Raw genomic sequence first — 25,677 nt, forward strand, 5'->3', positions numbered from 1 at the left:
CTTAGTCTTGCCCCAATGTTCGATATTTTTCGCGTAAATTATTGCGGATACTGATAGCCGTTAAGTTCAAACCGACAATGACCGTCACCAACAAAAAGGACGTGGCATACACCAGTGGTCGCGCCGCTTCGATGTTCGACGTTTGGAAGCCCACATCGTAGATATGAAAGCCAAGGTGCATAAACTTACGCTCAAGATGAATGTAAGGAAACTGGCCATCCACGGGTAAGCTGGACGCTAACTTAACCACACCAACCAACATCAGCGGCGCTACTTCTCCTGCCGCCCGTGCAATCGCCAAAATCAATCCCGTAATGATAGCGGGAGTCGCCATCGGCAACACCACGCGCCACAACGTCTCAAATTGCGTCGCTCCAAGCGCAAGTGAGCCGTGTCGAACCGAGTTAGGAATGCGTGTTAGGCCCTCTTCAGTGGTCACGATGACCACGGGCAGCGTCAATACGGCTAAGGTCAGTGCAGACCACAACAGCCCAGGTGTACCAAAGGTTGGAGCAGGAAGGCGCTCTGCATAAAACAGGTTATCAATTGAACTACCGATGGTGTAAACAAAAAAGCCTAAGCCAAAAACGCCGTACACAATGGAAGGCACACCGGCAAGATTAATGACCGCGATACGGATGACTCGTGTAAAAGCGTTATTTTTGGCGTACTCATGCAGATAGATGGCAGCAATAACCCCCAGCGGCATCACAATAATCGACATGATCAACACAAGGAACACAGTACCAAATATGGCAGGAAAGACGCCACCTGCCGAGTTGGAATCTCGTGGATTTTCTGAGAGGAATTTCCAAATTTCTCTCCCCCAGTGCACAATTTTATCGCCAACATTCATTTTGTTTGGCTGCCAAAAATCCAAAATTTCACTGAGAGGAATAGAGATCACATTACCACTCATTTCTTCCACCAGCAGCGTATAACCCGTGAGTTGCAAACGTAATCCGTCAAGCTGCTGGTCGTAGTTGGCTAACTCCTGTTCATAGTGTTCGCGTTCCGCTTGATATTGCTGCAAATACTCGGAGCTCAACGTGCCATTGAGCTCTTTGCGCCGCTTATCAAGACGGAGCTGTTCCAATTTCCAACTTAACGGTTTGATGTTTTGCTCAACCACCAGCGCAATTTCTTCACGTAAACGTTCAGCGTATTCGAGCTTGTCTCGCAACAATGGGAAGATATTCTCGTCAGTCTGTATATCGCCATCACGAAACGCTAAGTAGCGGCCATAGAAATCGCCGCCACTGCTGCGTTCAAACACAACAATCTCTTCCGGAGTTGTGGGTTCACTGAGTTGCGACTCCAACACCGAAATAAATTCGGAGGGATACAAACCTCGATTCGCCACTTTGATTTTCAAACGCACCGCTTCTTGCTCATCTTGCACAATAGCCTGTAAAGATGGCGGCAGTTGCGAATAGTCCACTTGGTTTCGCTGATAAACCTGGCCAATCACACGGCTTCCAACCGATGTTTGTGGAGACAACTGAGGTGAGGTTTTTACTATCATCCACTGATAGACAGGCGCAGGCCAGAAGTAATTAAGCCCCTTCCAACCGATCAAAAGCAGCAGTGCCAACACCGAAAGCAAGCTGATACTGACCACTCCCCCTGTCAACCAAATCCACGGCGCTCCTGAACGAATCCATTTCAGCACGCTAGCTCTCCCAACATTCGACTATGATCACAGCGCACGATATTTATCTCTTAATCTTTGGCGTACCCACTCGGCCAGCGAGTTGACGGCGAAGGTGAAAACAAACAGCAATAGGGCGGCTAAAAACAATAATCGGAAGTGCGAACTGCCCACTTCTGATTCCGGCAGCTCAACCGCAATGGTCGCTGATAAGGTGCGCATCCCTTCCAAAATATTCCAATCCATTAGCGGCGTGTTTCCAGTCGCCATTAAGACGATCATGGTTTCCCCAACAGCACGCCCAAGCCCCATCATAATGGCAGAAAAAATCCCCGGGCTCGCGGTGAGAATCACCACATGAGTGAGCGTTTGCCACGCCGTCGCGCCCAGCGCCAACGAGCCATCAGAGAGATGCTTAGGCACAGAGAAAATCGCATCCTCCGCTATGGTAAAAATAGTTGGAATCACAGCAAAGCCCATGGCTAATCCCACCACCATCGCATTACGCTGGTCAAAACCAATCCCATGCTGCGATAAAAATAACCGAATATCGCCGGAAAAAAATAGCGCTTCCAATTCAGGAGCAAACTGTATTCCGAGCGCGACGACCAGCACCATACTCGGGATTAAGATCAGAGCATGCCAACCATTAGGAATACGATGTCGTATCGTCGCGGGCAACAGAGTCCAGAGTCCACCAATGAAGACGGTACTCAGAGGTAGCACAACCATCAGTAGCACCACACTGATCAGATGCTGTTCAACGATCGGAGCAAACCATAAACCGGCTAAAAAACCGATAATGACCGTTGGCATCGCTTCCATTAGTTCAATGGAAGGTTTAACGATACGACGCATTTTCGGCGCCATAAAATAACCAGTATAGATGGCACCAAGAACCGCAATGGGAACAGAAAACAGCATGGCGAACAGCGCGGCCTTAATGGTACCAAAAGCAATCGGAACGATACTGAACTTCGCTTCAAAATCGTCACTTGCTGAAGTGGATTGCCAGACAAACTCGGGCTCTGGATAACCTTCATACCACACCTTTTGCCACAGCGATGACAGCGAGATTTCAGGGTATGGATTGTCCACCGTCGCCAGCGTTAATCGATCTGGAAAATACGTTAAAAGGTATTGTTCGTTATTCGACATGGCCGCCATTTGCGGAGCTTGTTGATAGGCGCGCAAAAACAGAGCCAATTTTTCACTGGTGGTGTAGTGGCTCTGTAACGTTCCGTTGGTATAAAAACTGTAGAAGCCTTTACGATGCGTATCCGGCAAGAGGAATTGCACTTCTGAAGCTAACTTAAAATCACGAATGTGCGTCAATTTGCGCTGATTTTGCTGACGGGTATCAAACCATTGCGACACCCGGCCATCATTGTGAGTGACCAATAAAGAGTAGGCTCCTGCAAGCAGGTCTATTTGACGCACTGAGTGCTTCTGATCACCCAAGGTGAGATCAACAATCTCCCGCACAACAAATTGCTCATCACGCTTCTTCGCCACCACCAGCTCAGAACCAGAACGTACGTAGAGGGTTTCTCCATCCGGCGTTATAAGAAGTTGCGATGCCGCATCAAAACTGGTTGCGAATTGGAAATCGCGTTGCACCCACTCTCCTTGCACACTTTGCTGCCAACGAACGTGGACTCGTCCATCGTTTGTTAGCCAAGTTAGCGTTGGAGAAGGTTCTAAGTTACTGAACGCAAACCGTGCGATATCACTGCCTTGCGCCGCAAGACGAAAATCAAAGCTAGGGGAATAAATCTCAACCTCAGGTCGCTGAACACTCTTCGCCAGCGAACTGTTAAAACGAGGTTTAAACAACGTCACTAGCCCTTGCTGAGAAACAAAGCCATAGCTGTCTAAAGCAGAAACACTCTTGGCAAAAGCGGTCGGATTCTCACTGATTTGTGTTTCGAGTATTGCCTCACCACTATCTAGCTGCCAAAACGTTAGACGACCATCTTCGGTAATAGTCAATGCTCTAAGGCCATAATCATCAACTGCAATCGCGACAGGCGGCTTCGTCGCAATAGGCATACTGAGTTTATTGGGTTCTAGTTTAGCGTCCGAAAAGAGTGGGATCACCACCATCGCTAAATAGACAAAAATCAACACTAAGGCAGCCAAAACCCCAACACCGCCACTGGTTACAGCCAAACGAACTAGGCGATCTTTTAACAATCTCGACTTGTCTCTGGTCTGCAATGTGAACTCGGCTCTGGCCATCGAATTTTCTACCCTTTTTGACGTGCTGACATAATATTTCGTTAAGATGACAATTATATTACAGATCACATTAACCATATGAAAATAATACAACTATTATGATAGTCATGGTATGAAATAAATCTGTAACAAAAAACACATACTGTGCCTCCTTATTGAGTCCATTTTTAATTACATGATCAACGTCAGGCCAATTTATGAGTGCGGATAAATTCTATATAGAAAAAGAGCTTAGCTGGCTGTCATTCAATGAACGGGTATTACAAGAAGCCGCCGACAAAACCGTGCCGCTCATTGAGCGCATTCGCTTTCTTGGTATCTTCTCCAATAACTTGGATGAGTTTTACAAAGTGCGATTTTCGGATGTGAAACGCCGAATTTTGATTAATCGAGAGCAAGGTGGCAACGACATTTCAAAGCACTTGTTGTCAAAGATGCAGAGCAAAGCCTTAAAACTCAACGAACGCTTTGATGAACTCTACAATGAACTGATCCGAGATATGGCAAGGCGGCATATTTTTCTCGTCAACGAAAGCCAACTCGATGAAGCTCAACAAAAATGGATCATCAAATATTTCCAGAAAGAAGTGTTGCCTCACATCACTCCGCTGATGTTGACCGATGAAATTGACGTACTGCAGTTTTTGAAAGACGAGTACGCGTACATCGCTGTGGAGTTGAAACAACAAGAACAGGCCAAATATGCCTTACTGGAAATCCCCACCGATCACCTTCCTCGCTTCATTATGGTGCCAGAGCAAAAAGGCAAACGTAAGAAAACCATTATCTTGCTCGACAACATCATTCGCTTTTGCCTTAACGATATCTTCCGTGGCTTTTTTGACTACGACGAGCTCAATGGCTATGCGATGAAAATGACCCGAGACGCCGAATACGACTTGCGTCATGAAGTTGAATACAGCTTGCTAGAGCAGATGTCTGAAGGCCTCAGCCAACGCCTAACCGCCTTGCCAGTGCGCTTTGTTTACGAGCGAGACATGCCCGAGGACATGCTCAAATATCTCTGCTATAAGCTCAAAATCTCTCATTACGACAGTTTGATTCCTGGCGGTCGTTATCACAATTTCAAAGACTTTATCGCCTTTCCAAACGTTGGACGTGACTACTTGGAGAACAAACCGCTGCCACCATTGGCCTGCGCAGATTTTGAAGGCTACGCCAACGCGTTTGATGCCATTCGCAATCAAGATATTCTCCTGCACTACCCTTATCATAGCTTTGAGCATATTACGGAATTGGTGCGTCAAGCCTCATTCGACCCTAAAGTCGTCAGCATCAAAATCAATGTTTATCGTGTTGCAAAGAATTCACGCTTGATGAACTCATTGATCGATGCGGTGCATAACGGCAAGCGGGTCACAGTGGTCGTTGAGCTACAAGCACGCTTTGATGAAGAGGCCAATATTGAATGGTCAAAACGCCTAACCGATGCGGGCGTGCACGTCATTTTTGGTGTGCCGGGGATGAAAATTCACGCCAAGTTACTACTGATCACACGTCGCGAAGAGCAAGGGTTCGTTCGCTACGCGCACATCGGTACGGGTAATTTCCACGAACGCACTGCCCGTATCTACACCGACTTTTCGCTGCTTACGGCGGATCAAGAACTCGCTGCAGAAGTGAGAGGCGTGTTTAGTTACATCATGAATCCTTTCCGACCGATAAAATTTCGTCATCTCATCGTTTCTCCCAGAAACTCTCGCTCGCAACTTTATCGTTTATTGGATAGAGAAATTCACAACGCGCAAGCGGGCAAAAAAGCCTCAATTACCCTCAAAGTGAACAATTTGGTCGATAAAGGGTTGATCAGTAAGCTCTATGCGGCCAGCAGCGCTGGGGTGAAAATTCGCATGATCATTCGGGGCATGTGCTCATTGGTTCCTGGGTTAGAAGGGATTAGCGAAAACATTGAAATCATCAGCATCATTGATCGATTTTTAGAACACCCACGCGTGTTGGTGGTGCACAACGATGGTGATCCGCAAGTATTCATCTCTTCTGCGGACTGGATGGAACGCAACATCGATAACCGTATTGAGGTGATGTCCCCTGTACGTGACGCACGTATCAAACAACGGATTATCGATATTCTCAGCATCCAATTTACTGATACAGTGAAGGCTCGCCGCATCGACAAAGAGATGAGCAATAACTATGTTGAACGCGGTAATCGCAAAAAAATACGTTCTCAGATAGCCATCTACGACTATCTTAAAAATGTTGAGAAACATACGCGCAAGCAAAAGGGGCAAGTAGAACCGAATGACAACAACGAATAGTCGAGATATTGCCGCTATCGACCTAGGATCCAACAGTTTTCATATGGTCGTCGCCAAGGTGGTCGATGAAGATCTGCAATTGATCAGCCGCCACAAACAGCGAGTACATCTTGCTGATGGTTTAGATATGGAAATGAATTTAAGCCATTCTGCGATGGAAAGAGGCTTGGAATGTTTGGCGATGTTTGCTGAAAGGCTGCAAGGATTTGAGCCAGAAAACGTACGTATCGCTGCCACGCATACCCTACGCCAAGCACGAAACGCTCACTTATTTCTACAAAGAGCAAAGCAAGTGCTGCCCTTTCCCATCGAAATCATTCCTGGGGAAGAAGAAGCGCGCTTGATCTATTTGGGCGTGGCACATACTCAGTTAGAGGTCTCTTCCAAACTTGTGGTCGATATCGGTGGTGGCAGTACCGAGATGATCATCGGTAAGGATTTTGAGCCCGAGCTTCTAAACAGTAAACAAATGGGGTGCGTCAGTTTTACCAGCCGCTACTTTGCAAATGGTAAAATGACCAAGAAGAATTTCAATAAAGCGATGGTCGCTTGCGAGCAAAAACTCGAATCCATCGCCAGCCAATATCGGAAAAAAGGCTGGGAAATCGCTTACGGTTCTTCAGGCTCCATTAAAGCCATTCGTGAAGTTCTAGTGGGGATTGGTTTTGAGGATGGACTCATCACTCAAGCTCGTCTCAACACCTTAATGGATATGCTCTGTAGCTTCGAAACCATCGATGACATTCAATTGCCAGGCTTAACTGATGAGCGTAAACCGGTGTTTGCCGCAGGCGTAGCCATTCTTAGCGCCATTATCCAAACACTAAAGATTTCCGAAATGCATTACTCTGATGGCGCTCTGCGAGAAGGGTTACTCTATGAGATGGAAGCCCGTTTTGCGCGATCCGATTTACGCATGCGCACAACAGAAAACTTAGCGAAGAAGCACCTCGTTGATTTGGAGCATGCTGCGCGTGTGAAAGGGCTCGCCATTGAGCTTCTGGAGCAAGCTCATAAACCTCTAGGCATCAAAAGAGAGAGTGAACTTGCCACTCTGTTAGAATGGGCTGCGTTACTGCATGAGGTGGGATTAAGTATCAGCCTACGCGGCTTCCATCGCCATTCAGCCTACATTCTGCAACACACTAACATGCCTGGCTTTAACAGCGAACAACAACTGCTATTGGCTTTTCTTACTCGCTATCAGCGAAAGTCGCTCAAACTCACTGAACTTCCCGATTTCCATCTCTACAGCCGCGAGCAAGTGATCAACTTAATCCGTATATTGCGATTAGCCATTTTGATCAACGGGCAGCGCAATGACGATCCATTGCCTGAATTTCATCTACAGGTGAAAGAGAACCATTGGACATTGCAAGGTAAAGAAACGGATTGGCAGGAAAACAACAAATTACTTTCCGCGGATCTGCAAAGTGAACAAGAACGCTGGCAACAAGTAAACTGGCAGCTCGAGCTTGACTAACTGGCGCTGAAAAGCGCGAAACAATAAGGCCTCAATGCGGCCTTATTGGGTTTATAACCCGACTTTTGCCAACTCTTGCTTGGCAAACTCTTCCGTTATCGACACGTAACCATCTTTCTCTACTAGCGCCTGTCCTTGTGCCGAATAGATAAATTTAATGAACTCAGCTTCAATGGGGCTCAGAGCCTTACTCGGATGCTTGTTGACATACACATACAAATAACGTGAAAGAGGGTAATCGCCAGTCAGAATGTTTTCTCGACTCGGATAAACAAACTCATTACCTTGCTTAGCAATAGGAAGTAGGCGCACGCCAGCTACACGATAACCCACACCAGAGTAACCTATGCCACTGAGCGTGGATGCCACCGATTGCACTACCGAAGCAGACCCCGGCTGTTCATTCACTTGGCTTTTAAAATCGCCGCCACACAGGGCGTGCTTTTTGAAGTAGCCGTAGGTTCCAGAAACCGAATTGCGCCCAAAGAGCTGAAAGTTGCGCTTTGCCCACTCCGCATCAATACCAAGCTGCGCCCACGTGCTGACAAAATCTTCTGCACCACAGCGTAAAGTCGCGGAGAAAATGGCGTCCAACTGCGGAAAGTTGAGACCTTGAACCGGATTGTCTTGATGAACAAAAATACCGATGGCATCAATCGCAACTCGCAACGCCGTAGGTTTATAACCATGAGTTCGCTCAAAGGCTTCCACTTCTCTTAAACGCATTGGGCGGCTCATTGGGCCAAACTGCGCCGTTTGTTCCGTCAGAGCGGGAGGCGCCGTTGAGGAGCCCGAGGCTTGCACCTGAGCATTGATGTTCGGATAAAGCGCCTTAAACTCTTCCACCCAAAGCGTGGTCATCCCCGCAAGCGTATCCGAGCCGACAGATAACAAATTCCCAGAAACACCGGGGATTTTTTTATAAGGTTGCAATGGTGTATCCAATGCCTGAGTACTCGCACTCATTCCACCCATCAACAATAAACTCAACCACCATCGTTTCATTTCGCCACCAATTTTGCCGGTAAAACGAATGAAAACTTACTGCCACTGCCAACTTTACTTTGGATATCCAAATGAGTGTCGTGATGAGTCAAAGCATGTTTTACAATCGCCAGACCTAAACCACTGCCCCCGGTGTCACGAGAGCGTGCTTTGTCAACGCGATAAAAACGCTCTGTCAGACGATGGATATGTTGCGGCTCAATACCTTCACCACTGTCTTCCACTTCTAAGCAAGCACCCTTGCTATTGCGATACCAGCGAACCTGTACGTTTGCACCAGCGGGTGTGTACTTCACGGCATTGTATACTAGGTTCGAAATAGCACTGCGCAATTGATCTTCATCGGCATAGACTTTGAGCGCTTTATCCACTTGGAAAGAGATGGCGTGCTGATTATCACCACTCAAACTTACCGCTTCTTTCTCTAGCACTTCCAGCATGGCTGGCACATCAACCACTTCATCCAACTCATGGATTGGCGACGCTTCGATCTTGGATAAGGTTAACAACTGATTCACTAAACTGTTCATTCGATTCAGTTGTTCCGTCATCACACGATGGGCTTTGCCCCACATGGGGCCAACCAACATGTCCGGATCTTCGGTCATTTCGAGATAACCCTGAAGCACCGTCATTGGCGTACGTAACTCATGGGAAACATTAGCAAAAAAGTTTCGACGCATGCCTTCTAGCTGTTTCAACTGCGTCACGTCACGCACCACCATCAAGTGCTCACCTTCAGTATAAGGAACAATACGCAGTTCCAGCGTACGTTCAACGTTTAGCGGCGAGCACATTTCCAACGGTTCAGAAAAATCATTACCAGAGAGATATTTAATAAAATCAGGAGTGCGAAGAAGATTAGAAATAGGCTGACCAGAATCTTCAGGCCAATGGAAACCTAATAGATGTTGCGCCAGCTTGTTACACCAAACAATGTTGCCCTCCGCACGAAACACCACAACCGCATCCGGCAACGATTCTGCACCATTGCGAAAACGACGGATCAAATTCGTCAGCTCTTTACGCTTGCGTCGCTGTCTTTGCTGCAAGCGATAAAGGCCATTAAACAGCGATTCCCAATTACCACTGCCCGATGGCGGCGTTAAACGCTTTTCATCCCAGAGCCACGCAGACAAACGTACCTGATTGTGTAAATGCCAACCAAGCTGCAAAGCCGTCGCCACCAAAAGCAGCCACGGCATATAGCCGAATATCCACCCAACAATCACCCAGGGGGTGTAAAAAAAAGCCAGCTCCCATGCCAGCTTTTTCCAAGTTAATCTTTCAACCACTCACGACTCCGACATGGTATTTACGCTTTCGTTGAGAAACGATAGCCCGCGCCTCGCACTGTTTGAATCAGTTTATCATGCCCTGCATCTTCTAGCGCTTTACGCAGGCGACGAATGTGAACATCAACCGTGCGATCTTCCACATAAACATTGGTACCCCACACATTGTTCAACAGTTGCTCACGACTGTACACGCGCTCTTGGTGGGTCATAAAGAAATGCAACATTTTGAATTCTGTTGGCCCCATATCAACAGGCGCGTCATTGGCCGTCACACGGTGAGAAACTGGATCGAGTTTAAGCCCTTGAACATCAATCACATCTTCTAGTGCGGTTGGCGTGACACGGCGAATCACCGCTTTAAGGCGAGCCACTAACTCTTTTGGCGAAAAAGGCTTGGTAATGTAATCGTCCGCACCGACTTCAAGGCCACGAACTTTGTCTTCTTCTTCACCACGAGCCGTCAACATCACCACAGGGATGTTACGCGTCAGCTCTTCACGCTTCATGTGCTTAATGAAATTGATGCCACTGCCACCTGGCAGCATCCAATCCAGTAATACTAAATCTGGGAAGGGTTCAGCAAGTTTGTTTACTGCCGTATCATAATCTTCAGCTTCAACCGCCTGGTAACCTTTCTGTTCAAGCACGAAACACAGCATTTCGCGAATTGGCGCTTCGTCCTCTACTACCAGAATCCTTCTAGACATAATTGAATAACCTTATGTAAGTTTGAATAATTTATAGGCCCTAGCCCTTTGCAACTGAAAGCATTATTACGTTCAATTATGACACTTTTGTGACCTTTGCAAACAAATTTTCATATAACTGTCTTTGTTGATTCATCTTGATTTTTTCCAACTCGATTAGGACAAGCCAGAAAAAATTGCCTATCATGTTGCCCCTGTATTTATCTTAGAGAAGCGCTATGTGGTTTAAAAACTGTATGGTCTATCGCGTGAATCGCGAGATTGAATTCAACGCAGATCAACTTGAAAAACAATTGGCAGAGTTCCGTTATACGCCTTGTGGCAGCCAGGATAAGCAAAAATTTGGCTGGGTAAGCGCGATGGGACGACACGGTGATATGATGACCCACGTGTCAGAAGACCGCATTCTTATCTGTGCTAAAAAAGAAGAAAAAATGCTGCCCGCTTCGGTGATCAAAGAATCACTGAATGCCAAAGTGGAAGCGATGGAAGCCCAAGAAGGCCGCCCGCTGAAGAAAAAAGAGAAAGAAACACTTAAAGAAGAGATCATCATTGATCTTCTACCACGAGCTTTCAGCCGCAGTAATCACACCTATGTGCTCATCTTGCCAAAAGAAGGGTTTATTTTGGTCGATGCCAGCAGCTACAAAAAAGCAGAAGACGTGCTCGCACTGCTGCGCAAAACCATGGGTAGCCTACCTGTTGTACCTGCGATTCCAGAAAAAGCGGTTGAGACCACGTTGACTGAATGGGTAAAAACAGGCCAAACACCACAAAGTTTCCATTTACTCGATGAAGCCGAACTTAAATCTGTTCTGGAAGATGGCGGCATTATTCGCTGTAAGAAGCAAGAGCTCACCAGCGACGAAATTCTCAGTCATATCGCTGCAGATAAAGTGGTGACAAAACTGGCTCTCAATTGGCAAGAGCGATTGGAGTTTGTTCTGGCCGATGACGCGAGCATCAAACGTTTGAAGTTTTCTGATGAATTACGCGATCAGAACGACGATATTCCGCGAGAAGATCAAGCAGCACGCTTTGATGCAGACTTTTCTCTCATGTGTGGCGAGTTGTCTGCATTTTTGCCTGATCTTTTTCAAGCACTGGGTGGTTTACCTCACCCTAACGCTTAAGCATTTTCAACGCCTTCTCCACAGAAGGCGTTTTTCTCTCTTTTACCTAGTCAAGGATCACAATTTGGCGTAAAATTTGCGCCCCGATTCCATATGGTGGAATCGTACTGACCTGTGATCAGATAAAAAGAGAATTCAAGCAATGACATCAAATACACCCTTTGTTCCTGAGCTATTGTCGCCTGCGGGCAGTCTAAAGAATATGCGTTACGCATTTGCTTATGGCGCTGACGCGGTTTATGCAGGGCAACCTCGCTACAGCCTTCGTGTTCGTAACAATGAGTTCAATCACGAGAACCTAAAAATTGGTATCGACGAAGCGCATGCCTTAGGTAAGAAGTTCTATGTGGTATGTAACATTCAACCGCACAACTCTAAGCTAAAAACGTTTATCCGAGATTTGAAGCCGGTTGTGGATATGGGCCCAGACGCGCTAATCATGTCTGACCCCGGCTTGATCATGATGGTGCGTGAAGCCTTTCCTGATATGGCGATTCACCTGTCAGTTCAAGCCAACGCGGTGAACTGGGCAACGGTGAAGTTTTGGGCTGCATATGGTGTAGAGCGTGTCATTGTTTCTCGTGAGCTATCACTCGAAGAGATCGAAGAAATTCGTCAACAGTGTCCAGAAACAGAACTCGAAGTGTTCGTCCATGGCGCCTTGTGTATGGCTTACTCTGGTCGTTGCTTACTGTCTGGCTACATCAACAAACGCGACCCTAACCAAGGCACTTGTACTAACGCTTGTCGTTGGGAATACAAGGTTGAGCAAGGCAAAGAAGACGATGCCGGTCAAATCGTAGAACAGTTTGATCCAAATGCTGCGCAAGCGATCGAAGTGCAAGAAGAGCGCCCAGAAACCACCATTGGTCGTGGCAAACCCATCGACGATGTTGTTCTTCTATCAGAAAGTCATCGCCCTGACGAAAAAATGGCAGCATTTGAAGATGAGCACGGCACCTACATCATGAACTCAAAAGACCTACGTGCAGTTCAGCATGTAGAGCGCTTAACTCAGATGGGTGTTCATTCTCTGAAAATTGAAGGCCGTACTAAATCCTTCTACTATTGTGCACGTACGGCGCAAGTCTATCGTAAAGCCATTGATGATGCGGTAGCGGGCAAACCATTTGACAAAACACTAATGGGAACACTAGAAAGCCTTGCTCACCGTGGATACACAGAAGGTTTCCTACGTCGTCACACTCATGACGCGTACCAAAATTATGACTACGGTTACTCCGTTTCAGATTCACAACAGTTTGTTGGTGAATTTACAGGCAAACGCCGCGGTGACTTGGCGGAAGTAGAAGTGAAAAATAAATTTGTTGTGGGTGATAGCCTAGAGCTAATGACGCCAAAAGGTAACGTCATTTTCACTCTTGAACAGATGGAAAACCGTAAGTCTGAGTCAATTGACGATGCAAAAGGTAACGGCCACTTTGTCTTTATTCCAGTTCCACAGGATATGGATCTGAGCTACGCGTTACTTATGCGTAACCTAAACGAAGGTCAGGATACCCGTAACCCAACAGGTAACTAAGCTATGGCATTGCTTATCACGGATAAGTGCATCAACTGTGACATGTGTGATCCGGAATGCCCAAATGGGGCGATTTCAATGGGCGATAAAATCTTTGAAATTGACCCTAACCTCTGCACCGAGTGTAAAGGGCATTACGACAAGCCGACCTGTCAGTCGGTTTGTCCTATTACAAAATGCATCATTACGGATCCAAACCACATCGAAACGGAAGAGCAACTGCTTGAAAAGTTTGTCATCATCCAAGGCTTAGCCTAATCGATATCAAATAAAGCGCCAATGGGCGCTTTATTTATTTCTCATGTTTCTGATTTAGTACCGTCACACATGCCTCAGAGATAGGCTCTGGCTCCTGTGCTTTTTTCGCCGGTGGTGTTGGACGCTCTATCCAGCTCAACACTTCTTCACCACAACCATCTCCCTCCGGCGGCAAAGCTTGCTCGATACAGTCATCGCTTCCTTGTGGGCAAGAGAGTCTCACGTGCATGTGTGAAGAATGTCCCCACCAAGGCCTTACCTTTCTCAGCCACGATCTATGAGTGGATGTTTCCATTTGACATAAACGTTGCTTGATAACGGCGTGGACAAAAATTCTCGCTACCCTGCCATTTTCGGCTGCGGCTCGGATCAACTCGAATTGCTCATCACGCCATTCATCGGCACGAATTGTCATGGTATCGAAATTGACAACACTCGCTGTCTTGGCCTGTTCAAGCTCATATTTATTCAAAGGAGAGGTGTTTAGTTTAAGCCATACATCAATATCGAGTCCGGTTTGATGGCTCGCATGACCAAAAGAAAAACGCCCACCTCGTGGTAAACTGACATCCGCAATCATTAGAGTCGAAGCCAAATGTGTATCCGCGTAATAGCCTAACTCTTGTATAAAAGTGACGGTTTCTGGATGCGCAAAGTAGCGATTACGCTCTGCACGCACAACTTGATACCCTTCCCCCTCTAGTGGTAAAGCGATACCACCATCTAAACAGCCATTTGCGTACGATCCTATTGATTGAGCACGTTCACGCGTTGGTGCGGTCACCAGTTCCCACGCTGTCATTTGTAATGCCCAAGTAGGTATTGAATACATCGCGCACAATGACGCCAGTATTTTAGCGAACATCCATTGATCCTTGCTTATTGTGAAGAAAGGTTTCTAAAGCATATTGCGACTAGGAAGTCATGATTTCAATTGAAGTGAACAAAAGCGTGAAATACAAGTAACAGTCATATCCATCGTCGAAAGCAGTGGATGATTGGACAACGATTATCGGTATAGGAATAGTAAAGAAACAAAAAAGCTCCGACCTAAGTCAGAGCCTTTGAATATGGCAGGGGTGGAGAGATTCGAACTCCCAACACGCGGATTTGGAATCCATGGGTTACGCTCTATAAAGATATAACCGAATGCCACCCTTGGTTATGTTGGCTTCTACCGTATGAGGATTTAGCAAGCTAATGTACGGCAATGTGCTCACCACGGTATTTCATTGAATCTAGTCTAAACCTGATAACTCAGAATAAATTTCTTACCATGATGGGACTCTATCAATTTAGAAGTATTCGTCATCATCAATGTAGCTAAATAAGCATGATGCAGTGTTAGAACTTTTTCTTGAAGTGCTTGGTCATTTTCTAACTGAGTTACAGTCAATCCAAGCTCAATAGCTTCTTCAATGTGAATATGTCGAGAGTGTTCTTTGGTCTTGTGAGGGTTGTTCAAAGCACTAACAATACGATTAGTCGTTGTTTCTAGTTCTTCAGCACCTAAATGTGAAAGCATGTTCTCCCTCAACCACTGAGGTACTATTGTATTTGCAAGTTCTATCGCTCGCTCACATTCTTCAAGAAATGCAGGAGGATACTTACTCAACATAGTTTGCCACAAAGGGATGTTATGCGGGTTTGTCTGTATATCTTTAGATGCTCTTTGAAATTCATCAAAAACAGCAAATGCTGAAACATTTCTAACAGAAGGATCAAAAGGTCCAACACAAGACTGATGTCCCATCACGATTTCTTTAGAACAACACGCAATCATCGTTCCTGCTGACATTGCCATCTGAGGAATGATCACTCGAATATCAGTTCCAAATTTCTTTCTTAGATAATAAACCAATGATTCAGCTGCAGTAACAGAGCCACCAGGAGTATGCAAAATCAGGTCTAGACCTAGAGAACAGTCCATACCCTGAACTGCATTCATAAAGCCATTTTTATCCATATCATCTATTGATAAATTAGGAACAGACGCACCATTAACATTTAGCCAACCTGAATAATAACAGATGACATTTCGCCCCGTATGCGCCTGCAAGTCGGATACCTTATTCCCCCGAACTACATCAGGTGCGTTAGGGACCTGACGGGCAATACTACCTTGTATTTCAGCAATAACATCATTCAAACTTGGCAAATTTGTATTCTCCTGACCAAAAAAAAACCCTGACAACTCAGGGCTTATAATATGGTCATTTTTACATTTATCAAGCGATTAACTCATCACTGTTGAGTTACTAAGCGTACTACATGCTTTCAGTGTTGTATTGTTAGAAACCAAACTACTCGCAGGAGTACTTTGGAAGAAAGCATGAACGAGATGAGTATCACAATTTGATCCATTCAGTTGTGGTTTATGTGGACCATAACCGATGATTTGAGCCTGCAACTCTAAGAAATTGACTTTTTCCATAAACACCACCTCGCACCTAATAATCAATATGTTGTGCACCCAGTCCTTGAATGGCACTACATATAGTAAACAAACCTTTATCTTTATACGGAAAACCCCCATTAAAGGGGGTTGATTTTTGTTTAAATTCTCAAAAAAACACTCAAAGGTCAAGAATTAAACGTTATATCAACTCTCTGTATCATGCTCTAAGTGTAGTCATAATTTATCCACTTGAAGTTATTTGTGTTGCATATTCGACCGACTTTTCTCATAAAATGAAAAGCACGAACAAATTTCGCAAACAACACATAATCACATGTCAGACACACTAAAGCGTATATTTCAGAACCAGTTATAGCAATAGGAACATTGCTGCAATTGTTCACCAGCCTTAGTAAAACCATCATGGGGACAGTATCTCCACTACAGCAGCAGAGAATGACAGCAATCGTTTTCACTACATTGCTACTACCTGTTCTGAAATAGAAAGCCTGAACCCTTACGGGATCAGGCTTTCGGCTCATTACCACATACTAAGCAGCAAGTTTTTCAGTACATTTCAGGTTGTACTCTTCTAGCATCAATACCGCCTCATCGACCTCGTCAGGGTGAAATACCAAGGTCAAATCTACAGTCGGATACTTACGAACAAACCAAGACAATAGTGGCAGCATACGAGTCGTAATCGGTAACGCTGATTCAAGTAACTTACGTCCCTTAGCATTACTCAAGTCCTGAGTGCTGGTTAATTGAATGCCGCCATCTGCCAATTTCTTCATCAAGCGGGGGTAATAACCACGAGGAGCGCGATTAGGTGTCTCTGGTAAACCCCAACCACCTTGCGTAATAGCACGTAACATCTGCACCTTAAAGATACCCTCTGAGCCATCTTCTAGGTACTTAACGTTTGTACCCTTGAGGTAACGGCGAACCTTGTAGAAGTCCATCCAGTTATCCCAATCTTCCATTGTCTTTAAGCAGTTGTTTACACGCCACTCGTCGAAGTAAGTACGAGCGTCTAAGCCGTCATCAACAGTATTCCATGGCACAGTATCGAACGATAGATGCTCTACCATTTCACCGCTGACAGGGTGACGAACTTCCACCATACGAGGGTTTATAGGGCAACGTTTAAAGTCCCATTCAAGGTTCAGCGTTTGCTCCGTATGGATGCTGACCAAGTCCATTTCCTTTAACCACATATCACGAGCCGAAGCCAAATGACTGCGTTCAATCTTCTGTTTCGGATAACGGTCTAAGAACAGTTCGACCATCCAAGCATTCTCGTTAACGCCTTTCGGTGGTTTAACTCCTGCCTTAGCACATACTGGCTTGGTGTTACCTAGTTCAGTGGTTAATTGCCCACGTGTCTTCATCGAGATAATCTGCTTAGCATGGTGCTTGAGTTGCATCATGTCTTCGCCGCTGACTTCTTTACAGATACGTTGAAAGCGTTTTGCTAATGAACCATCGAGGCAACTTACCAATTGCTCAGGAGTAGCATTAGTAAGAAAACCGTCTGTCGTTGCGCTGACGATTTGAACCTTATTATCCATCGTTAGCTTGCGGATAATTTCCATCATAGTTGCACGAACAAACCCTGTGGCATGAGCAGCATAATGTGCATTGGTCACTGGTGAGTATGGGATCTTACTGCTTAACCCTGATGAAACATCGAAACTAGATTTTTCCCGAAGTCCTTGCCCGACCTTTCCGTAAAGGGTATTCCCAATCAACTTCCAAAGTTGGTCATACAGTTCATTACCCTCTTTTTTATACTTAGAACGTTGCTTACGAATGATCCTAGTGAATGCCTTGAACTGAGATACCGAGCCTTGTTTCCAAGGGATCACCTGACCATGAAGAATCTCAATTTCTACACCTGCATCATGAGCCAGTTGCAACTCTGGTGCTGTCACATACGTTGCCCCCTCCAAAGGGTAATAGATACCACGCAAGTCAGTACGGCATGGTAATAAACCCCACTGAGTACCCTCTGGATGCTTAAAGCGCACATAAGCAAAGCCCATGGTATGACCGAGATAATCTTCAACGTTCTTCGACTCAAACGAGTTAAGGTAGTCAGCTTCGAGAATATCAACCAATGCCGTCGTGTAAGCACCCGATAAGTCGTAATCGTTGTAGTCACCCTGCTCTGTTACCCCAAAGTACGCTCCGAAGTTCGCTCCACCATAGAAACAGTTCACAGCTAGTGCGTCGGTATACTCACGGCTCACTGTCTTAGCTATCGTGACAGATTTACGTATCCCATTACTCTTAGCGTGGTAATACTCACCCTTACGTTTCTCGTACCCTAAGAACTCGTGCATCTCATTCACACCACCGCACGTATGCTTGAACAACGACACAGCAAAGTTACCAAGTGTCGAGGGTAACTGCTTCAGCTCTAGCCCCGTATCTTCACGCATATCGACCAATGCAAACCTCTGCATTTGTAAGCCATACTTCAAGGCAATTTCCGCATCACGAACGGCATAGCGATCAAACAAGCTCTGATCTTCACAATACAAGTCATCCATACGAGAGATCATACCGTCAGTCAGTGTCATCTTAGGAATGCCCACTAGCTCACCGATGTCATCAAGCGATGCTTTACTGCTTAACAGTAATGTGTCGATGAAGCGCACCTTGGTTTCAAAGGTATTGTTCGAACCTGTATAAAATTTGGTATTTTCAGTCTTGTACTTGCTGCGACCAATAGATGCTAAGTCAATGCCATAAGAACCACGCCCCGAAGTGATCGAGCCTTGAACCGCTGTGAATGAATTCTTATGGTTTTTACTTTTAGCCCCGATACTCCAAAACTCTTCAAAAGAAGCAATATCAGCCCGTAAGAAATGAGCATAAATAAAGGTATGCTCAGGCCACTCGTCGATAAATCCACGAGATTTAGCCTTGATTAGTAACTCCTGAATGAACTTGTCGAAATTGACCTTGTAGCCCTTAGTGCTGTTAGCTAATTGTTTGCGCTTTAGCATTTCCTCATCTTTCGATAAGCCTTGCTCACGACACTCTTTGATCAACTTAGCCATCTCAGTATGCTTGACGCCTTTAAAGAACTTGTCACCGACCTGAACGTAATACGAATAACAGAGAATGTCATTTTTCCCCGTCTCAGGGTTAAAGACCCACTCAGAATCAATAGCGATATGTACTGCTTTACCTTTTCCACGTATCGCAGCCCATGGTGCAGAACGTAGTCCCTCGAAATAGCGTTTCACCTGTTCATCAACTGTTTTCTTCACTTCCTCACGGGTACGCAACTCTTTCTGAAATTTGGCGACTTGATCATCCAGTATGTAGGAACGGTTGTTAGAAGCCATAGATACGATAAAATCGCCAATTTCACGATCGGTTTGACGCATAAGTTGGTAGTTAGTCTTGGCTTCTTGCTCGAAAATTTTCATCTTTAATTATCCCAATGGAATGAATTTAAGACGAAGCAATCCATCACCAGACTGCTTCGTCGGTAATCAGGTATGTAAAGACGGGGAATAAATGAGGTGCCTGATGGGACAATGGAAGAAAAAGACTTGCATGAAATGGTGCGCACGGAGGCAGTGGCTCGCTAGACCGTATTACAGCGATGTTCACTCTTACTTGTTGATGTACTTAAACGCTTGCTCGACGACTACTAACACATTCTTATAGCCCCAATTCGTCAGCTTCTTACCTTGATTGTCGTAAGATGTTTTCAAGCGATAGGCAATATTTTTCTTCAAGTGCTCACTATCACCAACATTGTAGTCAATCATGTCAATGACAGTAACAATTAGCTCAATAAAGTAATCAGCATTGCCGTTATAACGCTTAGGTTGTGCATTGAAAACAGCATCTTTGATGTCAGTTTTTAGCTTGTTTAGATTTATTTGTAGATCAGTATTCATAATATTTTACCTTGGATTATCAATTAAAGAATGCCAGCCAAATTCGGCTGCTCGAACTTACCAGCTTCAAAGCTCTCTAGTGCAGCATGCAACTTGCTTACTGCTAAATCACGCTTCTCAGCGGTAGAAATAGCAAGGAACGCGAGTATCGCATCACCCTCACCACGAATGATTAATCCCTTGTATTCGGGACCACTACTGTTTTCAATAACCTCTATCGCAGAACAACGAACATAGTTACCATTGCCAAAGTTTAAAAATGGGTTCGTTTTCGATGATTCGATGATCTTACGTGTGCAATCATCAGCATCCGCCCCCGTTTTACCTTGCTTATCCGCATTTAGTTCCGTGTAACTGATCGCCCTACCTTTTTTATCTAACAAGATAAAGAGCTGACCCAAGCGAACCACACTGACGATACGGTTAGGGTCGATAAGGTTTTTATCAAGCGTCTCGATAAGACCACGTTGATTTTTCTTTGCCATAATGCCTCCAATTTAATTTCAATAAAAACAGCAACTTAAAAAGCAACCGAAATAAAGTCGAAATAGTGCCGTTAATATATTGTTCTTTATTCGAAAGGAAACTTGATATTAGATATCAGCCTTGAGTAAGTACGTGGAACGTTTTGATCAGGTAATAACGGCTTGGAACGGGCGCAAACACAATGGGGAAAATTCGGGGTTACGAATAAAAAAAAGTAGAGACGTTCCATCCCTACTTTTACAACACTCCTAACCATCCAACACTTCATCAATCACAAGACCAATAGCAAAACCGGCTATTGCGCCAGCTATCAAACCGTAGGGTCCACCAAGGCGTGCTCCGAGGGTGCCGCCCAACTGAGCTACTTTCAGCCCAAGATCCCTTTTAGATTTCGGTAATTGTGCAGGCTTAGGGTAGAAAGTGCTTGTTCGTTTCTTCATTGTTCAGTTCCTATATTGCAGATATGAAAAAAGGCGATACTATTACTGATACCGCCTACCTATTTTGTCGTGAATGACTTCTATACTATCTAGTCGTCATACTCATCGTAATCATCATCATCGAAATCGTTATCGTCACTGTCTTCATCATCATCTTCCCACAGCTCATGCCAATTCATACCTAGCTCATTGAGCGCTTCCTCTTCGGTATATCCATTTTCATTCATGCACTGCTCTACGTCAGCGTTTAACTTAGCCATGATTACGAACACTTCTTACAGTAGTTCTGGGTCACTTGCTTACAAGAGTTACAAACCCATTGCCCACATCGACTGCAAGAGGTTCCACCCATTACATCCGTTTTCTTGCGACACTTATGGCAAGTCCAAAGCTTCATTGAACCTGATGACTTTTTAAAAATACTCATTACATTTCCTTAGCTAACAAGTAGCTCTATTTTAGCTGCGAATGACAATAGAACGCCGAGCCACAGCTATGCTCAGGCATCCCAGATTGACGTTGTACGGGGTTATTTCATCGATATTGCTGACGTGAGGGTTAATACAAAAAGAAGTGTTATCAGTTGCGATAACCATATAGACGGATGAACAAGGTAAGATTCGGTACGATGCAAAGTAAGTTCGCTTTGTTCCAAATCGTGCTATCTACTTGGCTGAATCATTGCTATTCAAGTAACACTGGAACATAGAAAATTGACTCAACCAGCGAATGACAAACATGGTTAGAAGATCCCACGGTTCTCGGTTCGGGTTGGCTCAAACAACTTGATGCAGCATCTACGCTATACAGGTGAGCCTGAGCTTCAAGATGGCGAGTGTCATCAGTAGTGACCACCCACGGCATCATGATCAGATCCTAATCCAGTGCCGAGGGAACCGACCTTGAAATTGCCACTATGTACCAATTTTCAACGTGTCGATGTGCAATAACGTTAAACAACGAACTGCCCAATCGAAGAACCCTTACGAGATATGGCAACGCGAAAAATGGTGCTGTTTTTCGAGCGAGGGTTAAAAACTAATCAATAACTGCCGCTGAGCAGGTCTGATTAAATGGTAAATATCATGGTAAATCTGATAGTTAACCCCGATACAAACCCACTCATCAGCCTTAGTCGGCATAACAGTTTTACCTAATACCGTTTCCAATGCTTTCTCGGCATTGGAAGCTTCAATAACACCGAAAAGCCCCCATCAAAGAGCAGCGGATGTGTAATCCTTGCGTTTAGACCATCTAATAAGGGGAAATACCCCATCACCTGTTGCCATGCTTACAGCAATGCAAACCAGACAAATTAAGAACCAAAACTAGCTCAAAGCTCCGGTCCACTTCCTGTACTTGGCTTGAGTAATAGGGTTTATCGACCCCTTAATCAATCGCGACTTCAATTTCATCAAAAGCATCCATTTCGACGTAGCTGAGAAAGTTCGATTCCCACATCGAATAGAACTCATGAACCCGTTCATCAGTAATGCTCTCCTCAAACTGATAGAGAAAGTTTGCTAGACCTGATGAAAAATCAAAGTCCACCTCTTTAACCAATTCGGGATATGGATACCCTACATAGCTGAAGTCCGTGATGTAATCGAAGACCCATTGTTTACCCTCACGGATAAGTCTTATCTCAATTGCATGAAAACCGCCGTTTTCCGGATTTCGTACATAGCTAGAGTCACGGAAGTTAATCACTAATGACTGCGTTGATGATGTTAGCTTGTGCGAACGATCAACAACCATGTTTAGTACATCTTGAAGATCGACACTGACAGGCAGCAGTAATCGCTCAACATTGAATGTTAAGTTCATAATAAAATCTCTTTAAGTTAGTTAGGATTGTCGCCTTAGAACAAGGCTAGGTATGTAAATTCAGAAATCAGTCATCAGATTCAGCAGCTAAGGCTCTCAGCTCAGTTTTCACAGTCTCATATCGCTCAGACAGTCGGTGTAAAAACACGTTATCAGGCACAGGCTCAAGAATTGAAATAGTCCGAAGCACTGATGCTAAGAACCCTACCGAATTACTGCTTCCACCCGTTACAACTGGCTTTAAGACGGCAGATTTCATCGTTTTGTCTTTCTGCTCATCAAGCAGGGTAAAGATGTCCTCAAGCCTCACCCAAGCCTTAGAGAACAAGCCAGATGAAGAATTTTTAGACACTCGAATATAAAACTCTTTTTCATCGTCTCGAATCGCAATTTGATACTCCAACGTACCATCTGACTTGGGACTTAACTTCGGGCTAACTCCCTCCTTAATAACGGTAAATGGATTAACAACAGCATCTTCTATCTTGTCGTTGCTCTGGTTTTCTTCAGTCGCTTTTACATGTTTACGGCTCATACAAACTCCTATTATTCAGCCATTTCAATCAAGGCTTTAATCAGCCCAGTTTTACTACTTGTCGAACCAACGATGTAGCTGCCACCCCCATCGTCAGCATGAATACAAACCGCTACCACATGAGGATCAGTCTCATGTGGTAGCACAATGACAAACTCTGGGTTATCTAGGGCATAAGCCAAGAGGGTTTCCATGTCTTCATCAACATCACCCAATGTTTCATCGGTATCATCTGGCTCAATCAAAATCAGGCATGTTGAAACTTCATCCCAAAATTTTTCAGCTTCATCACGTTGCCCATTCCACGGAAGCAAAAGTTGCTCAACTAATTGCTCCTTAATTGACAACGGCAAATCCAGTAACTCAACGGCTGCAATGCTTTTCACTACAATCATTAAACTTTCCTCTCAATTCCAGAAACGAAAAAGCCCCTGAATAGAACTAACTATTCAGGGGCTATCTATAGATTTAATATTTATTTTCAGGCTATTTAGGTTCGGGTAGTGCTAGATTTTCACTCGCTTTCATCACCATATCAGACAAAGCATTTGCGCCACGCTCTAATGCTGTTCGGTCAAAATGCCTGTAGGATAACGTCGAACAAATGTCACTATGGTTGAGAACTCGCTGAACAGAGGTCACATCTAACCCTGAATGGTTCAAAAGATTAGATGCAGCAGAGTGTCTAGCCGTATGGAAAACTACGCCATCTGGATCAATCCCAGCCCGTTCCAGTATCAACTTCAATGCCTTTCTAGGTGGTGAGATATGCGTTCCTTGTCGACTACCAGGAAATACATAAGGATTGCCGGGCTGCTTCAACTCCCTAAGCTCCAAGAGCAATTCAAGCATTAAGTTCGACAAATAGATTTGATGTGATCTCTTGTTCTTGGTCACTTTTATAAAAACCACACGATTATCAAAATCCACATCTTCCCAGCGTCTTTCAAGCAACTCAGAAATTCTACAGCCCGTTAACCACAACATGGCAATTAGTGAGCCCTTCACCTTACAGTAGTAAGTTCTAGCAACCTGTATCAACCGAGCTGTCTCTTCGATGTTTAAGAATCTCTCTCGTGCTCCATTTTCGGGTAGCAAGCTCACCTTAGTAGCATGGTTAGGCAGATCAAGAGCCTTAGCTGACAGAGAACATAAACCCTTTATCAGCGCAATAACACGGTTATTAGTCGCTATAGAATAAGGCTTTCCGTTATAGCTCTCCGTCGCTAAGTGAGATTGCAGCTTCATGATTGCATGTGCAGTCAGCTTGTTCATCGGGATTTTATAGATAGGCTTACAACGCAAGAATCGTGTTTCATCATCACGCCATGATTTCTTTCGATTTTTCGCCCAAGGGAGGTATGTCTCATGGAAGAAAGTATACACATCGGGAATCACCACCGTTAAGCGAGAATCCCTTTCAATCTTAGGGTCAATACCATCGGCAATTTGCACCTTTAGTTTCCGAGCTTTCTTTCTGGCTTCTTCCACTGATAGATCAGGAAAACGACCTAGAGAAATACTCGATTTACGACGACTCAAAGGCGACACATAACGCAAAAGGTAACGACGATTCCCCGTCTTTCCGACAAGTACCTTTAAACCAATTACACTGTTATCACTGCCCCCATCAGACCATTCAAGATCAGTAGAGCGAGAGCCAGTAGGCGGAACAGGCAAGGATCTTACTACCGAATTAGTGAAGTTAACGGTTCTATTAAGTGTCATGACATCAATACTCCTATTTCTATCAATCACTTAATATTCATATATGTTTCAAAGGTGTTTAAAAACTCCTTATCGTATACGGCACTCGTCGTTAACCATTGATATGACAGGGCTTAGCAATGAATATCAGAACTTGATAGTAGCAATGTATATTGCCGTCATTTGTGTTGGCATCCGTGAAACCATGCTAGGAAAAAACACCACCACATCATCAGATAATAGAAATGTGGGTACAACCAGTGTACCAATAACAGAGTGTGAAATTTAGCGATGAAGTACCACACCACTGGCTTCAAGCAGTGTCATTAGGGACGAACTACGCGTCACCCTAATACGAGCGAGCGGCATTCACGTGACCGGATATAGACCAGAGCAAGGGAGAGATTCTATGAAAGGTGTTCGTTGGCAATATTCAACCTAGGTTTACGCAAGCGCAATTTGTAGCTGTATCGCTCACCACGAAGTTTAAAGCTGAAGACAGGATATGAACCGGAAGAAGAATTTGGAAAGCTATACAGTGCTGTTCTGATGGGATTTTCGAGTGGAAATAGGTAAGCAATTTGAAAGCGTTGATTTTTCATAACGCTAGAAACAAAAAAGTCCCAACCTAAGTTGAGACTTTCTATACCCCGAAAGGAAAGATGGCAGGGGTGGAGAGATTCGAACTCCCAACACGCGGATTTGGAATCCGCTGCTCTGCCAATTGGAGCTACACCCC

The 25,677-nt window shown here is 44.8% G+C and carries 23 protein-coding genes and 1 tRNA gene; 5 read left to right on the forward strand and 19 right to left on the reverse strand.

Going from position 1 to position 25,677, the window contains the following annotated elements; translation table 11 throughout:
• Position 1 precedes the first annotated feature (1 nt).
• Positions 2-1,672 (reverse strand): phosphate ABC transporter permease PstA, encoded by a 1,671-nt coding sequence (pstA, locus tag PQQ36_RS13800; RefSeq protein WP_273661686.1) that lies wholly within the window; start codon positions 1,670-1,672, stop codon positions 2-4.
• Positions 1,673-1,699: 27 nt separating this feature from the next.
• The gene (locus PQQ36_RS13805; RefSeq protein ID WP_225470804.1) at positions 1,700-3,892 is read right to left on the reverse strand and encodes an ABC transporter permease subunit; all 2,193 of its coding nucleotides are present in this window, start codon (positions 3,890-3,892) and stop codon (positions 1,700-1,702) included.
• A 197-nt stretch (positions 3,893-4,089) separates the two neighbouring features.
• On the opposite strand from PQQ36_RS13805, the gene ppk1 reads away from it, so the two are divergent.
• Both ppk1 and ppx read left to right on the forward strand, forming a co-directional pair.
• Positions 4,090-6,192 carry a polyphosphate kinase 1 gene (gene ppk1 / locus PQQ36_RS13810; RefSeq protein WP_011149582.1) on the forward strand — a complete coding sequence of 701 codons (2,103 nt, stop codon included), beginning with the start codon at positions 4,090-4,092 and terminating at the stop codon, positions 6,190-6,192.
• Positions 6,176-7,675 carry an exopolyphosphatase gene (gene ppx, locus PQQ36_RS13815; RefSeq protein ID WP_011078563.1) on the forward strand — a complete coding sequence of 500 codons (1,500 nt, stop codon included), beginning with the start codon at positions 6,176-6,178 and terminating at the stop codon, positions 7,673-7,675. Before ppk1 ends, ppx begins: the two co-directional genes overlap by 17 nt.
• 51 nt (positions 7,676-7,726) lie before the next feature.
• Here the strand turns inward: ppx and PQQ36_RS13820 are convergent, their stop codons facing one another.
• Genes PQQ36_RS13820 through phoB form a run of 3 tightly spaced genes read right to left on the reverse strand, consistent with a single transcriptional unit; the run spans position 7,727 to position 10,685 of the window.
• Positions 7,727-8,680, reverse strand: a complete 954-nt coding sequence (locus PQQ36_RS13820) for a PstS family phosphate ABC transporter substrate-binding protein (RefSeq protein WP_072610758.1) — start codon at positions 8,678-8,680, stop codon at positions 7,727-7,729.
• Positions 8,677-9,975, reverse strand: a complete 1,299-nt coding sequence (gene phoR / locus PQQ36_RS13825; protein WP_045620273.1) for a phosphate regulon sensor histidine kinase PhoR — start codon at positions 9,973-9,975, stop codon at positions 8,677-8,679. The genes PQQ36_RS13820 and phoR overlap by 4 nt, the downstream gene beginning before the upstream one ends.
• A gap of 20 nt (positions 9,976-9,995) precedes the next feature.
• Positions 9,996-10,685: a phosphate regulon transcriptional regulator PhoB gene (gene phoB / locus PQQ36_RS13830; protein ID WP_011078566.1), complete on the reverse strand. Its 690-nt coding sequence runs from the start codon at positions 10,683-10,685 to the stop codon at positions 9,996-9,998.
• 218 nt (positions 10,686-10,903) lie between these two features.
• Between phoB and rdgC the strand changes: the two genes are divergently transcribed.
• From rdgC to PQQ36_RS13845, 3 genes are all read left to right on the forward strand, one after another.
• Positions 10,904-11,818 carry a recombination-associated protein RdgC gene (gene rdgC / locus PQQ36_RS13835; protein ID WP_225470803.1) on the forward strand — a complete coding sequence of 305 codons (915 nt, stop codon included), beginning with the start codon at positions 10,904-10,906 and terminating at the stop codon, positions 11,816-11,818.
• A gap of 142 nt (positions 11,819-11,960) precedes the next feature.
• Complete coding sequence (trhP, locus tag PQQ36_RS13840) at positions 11,961-13,361, forward strand: prephenate-dependent tRNA uridine(34) hydroxylase TrhP (protein ID WP_273661689.1); 1,401 nt, start codon at positions 11,961-11,963, stop codon at positions 13,359-13,361.
• Between the two features lie 3 nt (positions 13,362-13,364).
• Complete coding sequence (locus PQQ36_RS13845) at positions 13,365-13,619, forward strand: YfhL family 4Fe-4S dicluster ferredoxin (RefSeq protein ID WP_011078569.1); 255 nt, start codon at positions 13,365-13,367, stop codon at positions 13,617-13,619.
• 34 nt (positions 13,620-13,653) lie between these two features.
• On the opposite strand, the gene mepA is transcribed toward PQQ36_RS13845, so the two are convergent.
• The 14 genes from mepA to PQQ36_RS13915 all read right to left on the reverse strand — a co-directional run.
• Positions 13,654-14,484 (reverse strand): penicillin-insensitive murein endopeptidase, encoded by an 831-nt coding sequence (gene mepA / locus PQQ36_RS13850; RefSeq protein WP_045621521.1) that lies wholly within the window; start codon positions 14,482-14,484, stop codon positions 13,654-13,656.
• Between the two features lie 206 nt (positions 14,485-14,690).
• Positions 14,691-14,779, reverse strand: a tRNA-Ser gene (locus PQQ36_RS13855).
• 83 nt (positions 14,780-14,862) lie between these two features.
• Positions 14,863-15,777 (reverse strand): SDH family Clp fold serine proteinase, encoded by a 915-nt coding sequence (locus PQQ36_RS13860; RefSeq protein ID WP_097371526.1) that lies wholly within the window; start codon positions 15,775-15,777, stop codon positions 14,863-14,865.
• A 78-nt stretch (positions 15,778-15,855) separates the two neighbouring features.
• On the reverse strand, positions 15,856-16,053 hold the full coding sequence (locus PQQ36_RS13865) for a hypothetical protein (protein ID WP_273661697.1): 198 nt from the start codon (positions 16,051-16,053) through the stop codon (positions 15,856-15,858).
• Positions 16,054-16,568: 515 nt separating this feature from the next.
• Positions 16,569-19,463: a DNA polymerase gene (locus PQQ36_RS13870; protein ID WP_273661698.1), complete on the reverse strand. Its 2,895-nt coding sequence runs from the start codon at positions 19,461-19,463 to the stop codon at positions 16,569-16,571.
• A gap of 189 nt (positions 19,464-19,652) precedes the next feature.
• Positions 19,653-19,943: a hypothetical protein gene (locus PQQ36_RS13875; RefSeq protein WP_273661700.1), complete on the reverse strand. Its 291-nt coding sequence runs from the start codon at positions 19,941-19,943 to the stop codon at positions 19,653-19,655.
• Positions 19,944-19,966: 23 nt separating this feature from the next.
• A complete protein-coding gene (locus PQQ36_RS13880; protein ID WP_273661702.1) occupies positions 19,967-20,428 on the reverse strand; it encodes a hypothetical protein in 462 nt (153 codons plus the stop codon).
• A gap of 249 nt (positions 20,429-20,677) precedes the next feature.
• Positions 20,678-20,869: a hypothetical protein gene (locus PQQ36_RS13885; protein ID WP_273661703.1), complete on the reverse strand. Its 192-nt coding sequence runs from the start codon at positions 20,867-20,869 to the stop codon at positions 20,678-20,680.
• Positions 20,870-20,958: 89 nt separating this feature from the next.
• Entirely contained in the window at positions 20,959-21,129 is a 171-nt protein-coding gene (locus tag PQQ36_RS13890) for a hypothetical protein (RefSeq protein ID WP_273661704.1), read from the reverse strand.
• A 1,129-nt stretch (positions 21,130-22,258) separates the two neighbouring features.
• Positions 22,259-22,696, reverse strand: coding sequence for a DUF2787 family protein (locus PQQ36_RS13895; RefSeq protein ID WP_273661705.1), 438 nt, complete (start codon positions 22,694-22,696; stop codon positions 22,259-22,261).
• Positions 22,697-22,763: 67 nt separating this feature from the next.
• The gene (locus PQQ36_RS13900; RefSeq protein WP_273661707.1) at positions 22,764-23,231 is read right to left on the reverse strand and encodes a hypothetical protein; all 468 of its coding nucleotides are present in this window, start codon (positions 23,229-23,231) and stop codon (positions 22,764-22,766) included.
• 11 nt (positions 23,232-23,242) lie between these two features.
• The gene (locus PQQ36_RS13905) at positions 23,243-23,626 is read right to left on the reverse strand and encodes a hypothetical protein (RefSeq protein ID WP_273661708.1); all 384 of its coding nucleotides are present in this window, start codon (positions 23,624-23,626) and stop codon (positions 23,243-23,245) included.
• Positions 23,627-23,717: 91 nt separating this feature from the next.
• Complete coding sequence (locus PQQ36_RS13910) at positions 23,718-24,959, reverse strand: integrase family protein (protein WP_273661710.1); 1,242 nt, start codon at positions 24,957-24,959, stop codon at positions 23,718-23,720.
• 386 nt (positions 24,960-25,345) lie between these two features.
• On the reverse strand, positions 25,346-25,677 hold a 332-nt coding region (locus tag PQQ36_RS13915; protein WP_273661711.1), incomplete at its 5' end, for a hypothetical protein.

The sequence above is a fragment of the Vibrio sp. CCUG 15886 genome (assembly GCF_028570825.1).
In the GTDB taxonomy this organism is placed as follows: Bacteria; Pseudomonadota; Gammaproteobacteria; order Enterobacterales; family Vibrionaceae; genus Vibrio; species Vibrio vulnificus_B.